This is a genomic window from Streptomyces hirsutus, assembly GCF_001418415.1.
Lineage (GTDB): Bacteria > Actinomycetota > Actinomycetes > Streptomycetales > Streptomycetaceae > Streptomyces > Streptomyces hirsutus.
In genome coordinates this window covers 1-3,392 of sequence record NZ_LIQT01000658.1, presented here as the reverse complement: position 1 = coordinate 3,392, position 3,392 = coordinate 1, and the positions used below count along the sequence as shown (strand labels likewise).

Annotated in this window: 4 protein-coding genes; all 4 read right to left on the bottom strand. The window is 72.3% G+C overall.

Annotated features, from left to right (window positions below; all coding sequences use genetic code 11):
• The coding region (locus tag AOK11_RS36825; protein WP_206189007.1) for an acyl-CoA dehydrogenase family protein at nt 1-346 on the bottom strand (346 nt) is incomplete at its 3' end.
• Nucleotides 347-354: 8 nt separating this feature from the next.
• Nucleotides 355-1,128 carry an enoyl-CoA hydratase-related protein gene (locus tag AOK11_RS36820; protein ID WP_055597977.1) on the bottom strand — a complete coding sequence of 258 codons (774 nt, stop codon included), beginning with the start codon at nt 1,126-1,128 and terminating at the stop codon, nt 355-357.
• A gap of 159 nt (nt 1,129-1,287) precedes the next feature.
• Complete coding sequence (gene mftR, locus AOK11_RS36815) at nt 1,288-1,884, bottom strand: mycofactocin system transcriptional regulator (protein ID WP_206189006.1); 597 nt, start codon at nt 1,882-1,884, stop codon at nt 1,288-1,290.
• A gap of 141 nt (nt 1,885-2,025) precedes the next feature.
• Nucleotides 2,026-3,392, bottom strand: a 1,367-nt coding sequence (gene mftF, locus AOK11_RS36810; RefSeq protein WP_055597975.1) for a mycofactocin biosynthesis glycosyltransferase MftF, incomplete at its 5' end; no start/stop codon positions are given.

Below are 3,392 nucleotides of genomic sequence, written 5' to 3'. Positions count from 1 at the left end.
GGCGGGGCAGCAGCTGCTGCCGTTGCCAGTCGAGTCCGTACGTCTCGATCGACTTGCCGACGACGTCCACGCCGATCAGGCCGATGGGCTGCGGGGCGCCGGCCCGGGCGAGTTCCTCCGAGAAGACCAGTTGGTGCGAGGGACTCAGGCCCTGCCCTCCGGCCGCCCTGGTCCAGGAGATTCCGACGAACCCGGCCTCGTAGAGGGTCTTCTGCCATTCCCGCAGGACGGCGAAGCGGCCCTCCAGGTCGAGAGGGACCTCGGGGACGGCCGCCTGCGCGAGCCAGGCTCGGACCTGCCGGCGGTAGGCCTCCAGGTCTGCGGTGTCCTGTGCCGTATGGGTCATCCTCCGGATCACTTCCCCGTGTACTGCGGCTCGCGCCGCTCGAAGAAGGCGGCGACGGCCTCCTTGGCGTCGTCGTATCCGGAGAGTTCGCCGGTGAGGCTCTGCTCGAACGCGTAGCCGTCCTTGAGCTCCATGTACTCGATGCGGTTCAGGCTGCGCTTGGCCATCCTGATGGCGACGGGGCTGTGCCGGGCGATCCGTCGGGCCAGTTCGGTGGCGGCGGCGAGCAGTTGATCGCCGGGCACCACGCGGTCGATGCCGCCGTACTGGGCCAGCTCCTCCACCGGGACCATGTCACCGGTGAAGTGCATGCGGCGCACCAGCGCCTGCGGGACCAGGCGCGAGGCGTGCTTGGCGCCGCCCATCGCGCCGACCTGGATCTCGGGGAGGCTGAATCTGGCGCCCTCGGCGGCCACGACCATGTCGCACGAGCCGGCCAGCGCCAGTCCCGTCCCCACCGCGACGCCGTGGACGGCCGCGATCACGGGCACGGGGCATTCGTAGATCGACCAGAAGGCCTCACGCACGTGTTTCATGCGCCCGTCGGCGTTCTCCGGGTTCATGGTCAGGAATTCGTCGAGGTCGTTGCCGCCGCAGAAGTGCTTGCCGGCCCCGGTCAGGATGACGACCCGCGCGTCCGGGGCATGCCGTTCGATCTCGCCGAACAAGGCCTTGATCTCGGCGTACATCGGCAGGCCGACGGCGTTGACGGGCGGCCGGTCCATCGTGACGGTCGCGACGTGGTCCGTCGTCCGCACGTCCAGGAACTGGAACTCCGACATGTGTGCACTCACCTTCTGCCGACTTCTGCCCGCCGGTCCGGGTCGACTGCTCGGTCGAGAAAAATCGACCGAGCGGTAGAATGGTGACAGCACCTCACCCCGGGCGCAAGCGTTCAGGGGTGCTCCAGTGCCCGGCCGACGGGACGGGGCCGGGTCCGGCTACGCCTCTCCGAGGCCGCGTTCGAGCTGCCGGATCGCCGCGTCGAGCAGGTCGCCCAGCTCAATCTCGCCCTCCGCCAGCCAGTGCTCGTACGCGGCGATCGCCGCGGCGAGGAAGGCGTACCCGAACATGCGGGGCACCATGTCGGAGGGCGACAGGCCCTTGCGCAGCGCCACGTACTCGGTGACGATCGCGCGCCACGCCGCGTAGCGCAGGGTGGCATCGGCCTGGAGGGTGGGAACGGTCAGGATGAGTTCCATGCGCTGCCGGTGCCACGGCACCGACACGTCGTCGTACCGGTTGAACTCGACGACCGCGTGACGCAGGGCGTCCATGATCGGGGTGCTCGGATCGGTCGCGTTCAACAGGTCGCGAAGCCCGGTGAGTTGCTGCGCGAAGTCGCCCCAGACGAGGTCGTTCTTCGACGAGAAGTAGCGGAAGAACGTCCGCCGGCCGATGCCCGCCGCCCCGGCGATGTCGTCCACCGTGGTGGCGTCGAAGCCCTGCCGGGCGAACAGTTCGAAGCCCAACCGCTCCAGGTCGGCCCGCGAGGTGGCGCGCGGGCGCCCGCTCCTGGCCGGCGTGCCGGCGATCACGCCTTTCGTAGGCGACTCCACAGGCGTAACCCTTCCCCGTCGGCCGGCTCCGATTCCCGTGCCGCACCGCGCATACGGCTCTGCCCTGACAACATACGCCGCCAGGGGTGCGGTGCGCCGTCCGAAGCCGAAGCCTCGGCCTCATCCTCCGGGCCGCCCCCTACTGCCTGGCTTTCGCCGCGCGGACGCCCGGGCCGGGACGATGCGGGGACGGAGGGCGGCCGTGGAGCGGCCCTTGAGGGCGGAGATCCACACCCCGGTGCCGTACGCGAGGTCGTCGAGGCGGCGGGCGATGCCGTACCGGACGGGGTCCAGCCCGGCTCTGTCGCGTCGGTATTCGAGGGCGATGTCCGCCACGGCCGCGACGGCCGTGGCGCGGCGTATGCGAGAGGAGACCAGACAGCCGAGGACGGTGAGGGGCCACCAGTGGCGGGTGAGCAGTGCCGAACCCTGTGCCACGGCGGACACGGCGCCACCGCCCGTGAGCCGGACCGCGTGCCGGACGGGCTGCCCGGTGCTGCGCAGGGTGCGGGCGATCCGTGCCGTGGCGACGGCGCACAGGCCTGCGGCGACCGGCAGGGACCAGCGGCGCTGCGCGACCAGGGCGAGGACCAGGGCGGCGTTCCAGGGGGCGAGTACGGCGGGGGCGATGTTTCGGGGATGGCGTTCGGCGAGGGGGTGGGCACCGGTGCCGTACTCCGCCTTGCGCCGGAACCAGTCGCGCAGGGTGACCCTGTGTTCGTGGGCGGCCTCGACGGACGGTTCATAGCGCACGCGCAAACCGCTCCGTGCCAGGCGCCAGCACAGATCGACGTCCTCACCCACCCTCAGACGGGGGTCGAACCCGTCCGCGAGCGCGTCGACGCGTGCGACGACGCAGGCGCTGGGCACCCAGGACACCGGTGTTCCGGGGCGGACCGAGGCCGGGTCCGTCCCCAGGTCGAGGGAGGACCGGATCCGTTCGTAGCGGCCGAGCCAGCCGGCAGAGGCCGGGGTGACCAGGCCGGTGATCCTGGGCACGGCCATGGCGACACGAGGGTCGGCGAAGTGCCGCAGCAGGGTGGGCACGGCGTCGGGCGGCAGGACGACGTCGGAGTCGACGAAGGCGACGTAGGGCGTGGTGACGAGGCGCAGACCGGCGTTGCGCGCCCCCGCCGGTCCCCCGTTGACGGTGAGCGTCAGCAGACGCGCGCCGTGTTCGGCGGCGACGGCGGCGACGGGGCCGGGGCGGTGGGAGGCGTCGTCCACGACGACGACCGGGCTGCCGGCGGGCAGGCCGGCCAGGAGGCGGGCGAGTTCCCGGGGGCGGTCGCGCACCGGGATCACGTACGTGCAGTCCGGGCCCGCCCCGCCGTCGGCCCCGGGGGGTGGGGGCAGGGCGTGGACGGCGGGGTGGGCCAGTCCGGTCTCCAGGAGGCGGTCGGCCAGGACGGCACCGGCCGCGTCGCGCACGCGTACCGTACGCCCGGAGAGCAACGGCCGGGCCCGGGCGCCGAGTCGGACGAGGC

Excerpts from the sequence above, each read along its gene's own strand:
- AOK11_RS36820 (WP_055597977.1), bottom strand. The coding sequence starts at position 1,128 with ATGTCGGAGTTCCAGTTCCTGGACGTGCGGACGACGGACCACGTCGCG.